1 protein-coding gene is annotated in these 1,432 nt (G+C 74.7%); it reads right to left on the bottom strand.

The window, feature by feature from the left end:
* A partial coding sequence (locus ACZ4VL_RS40720; protein WP_468211079.1) for a polyketide synthase dehydratase domain-containing protein occupies window positions 1-1,432 on the bottom strand: 1,432 nt, incomplete at both ends.

The following is a 1,432-nucleotide window of genomic DNA, read 5'->3' as shown; positions in this document are numbered from 1 at the left end:
GCACCCGCCGACAGGCCCGGCTCCACATCCACCAGCACCAGCCGGCCCGGATGCTCCCGCTGCGCCGAACGCACCAGACCCCACACCGACGCCGCGCCCAGACCAGGCGCGCCCTCCTGCGAGGACACGGCCACGGCGCCCCGCGTCAGCAGCACCAGCCGCGACCCGGCGAACCGCTCCCCGGACACGAACTCCTGCACCACGGACAGAGCCCGTGCCACCGTCTGCGACACCTCGTCGGCCCGGTCGTCGTCCACGGCCCAGAGCACGGTGTCCGCAGCTTCCGGTGAGCCCCAGGTGACCCGGCGAGTGGGCGGGCCGATCACGGAGGTGGCCGGTTCCCACACCAGGTCGAACAGCGCGTCCCGCACGCCGCCGCTCATGGCCCGCAGCTGCTCCCGCTGTACCGGCCGCGTCACCAGCCGGCCCACCGACAGCACCGGCGCACCCGACTCGTCGGTGACCCGCACCGTCAGGCCGCCGTCCTGATCCGCCGGCGTGACATGGATGCGCACCGTCGATGCGCCCACGCCGAACAGTTCGGCTCCCGTCCAAGCGGAGGGCAGCCGCGCCTCGCCCGTGGCCGGGTCGCCCGTGATGTGGAGTACGGCGTCCAGCAGGCCGGGGCGCAGCGCGAAGCCCGTCGCGTGTCCGTTCGCCCCGTCGGGGAGCGCGACCTCGGCGAAGAGCTCCTCGCCCCGCCTCCACGCGGCCCGTACGGTGCGGACGGCCGGGCCGAAGCCGACCTGTGCCCGTGCCAGGTGCTCGAACACGTCCTCCAACCGCAGGGGAGTGGCACCGGCCGGCGGCCACGCCTCCACCCGTACGCCGTCGACGGCGTCCCCGGCGTTGCCCGCACCACGTGTGGGCGCCAGAGTGCCGGAGGCGTGCAGGGTCCATTCCGCATCGTCCGCGGCACCGCCCGGGCGGGAGAAGATCTCCACCGCGCGGCGGCCGTCCTCGTCGGCTGCCGACACGAGCACCTGGACGGACACGGCGGGGGCGACGTCGCCGACCGGCAACACCAACGGCAGGTGGCAGTCCAGGTCCTCCAGGCGCGGGCACTTCACGTGGTCTCCCGCCCGGAAGGCGTACTCGACGAGCACGGAGGGCGGCAGGACGGCCTGACCGTAGAGCGTGTGGTCGGCGAGCCAGGGGTGTTCGGCCGTGGACAGGCGGCCGGTCCACAGGGTGCCGCGACCGTCGGGCAGGGACACCACCGCGCCCAGCAGCGGATGCCCCGCCGCCGTCAGACCCAGACCGGCCGCATCACCCGAACGGGCCGGGACGTCCAACCAGAACCGCTCCCGCTGGAACGCATACGTCGGCAACCCCTCCCCGACCGGCCCGGCACCCAACACCCCAGCCCAGTCCACACCCACACCCTGCGCGTGCACCCGGGCGAGCCCCTCCAGCACCGCACCCGGCTCCG

This window comes from Streptomyces sp. NPDC029014 (assembly GCF_055564695.1).
Note: the sequence above shows the minus strand (reverse complement) of the source record. Positions and strands in the feature narration are given on the sequence as shown.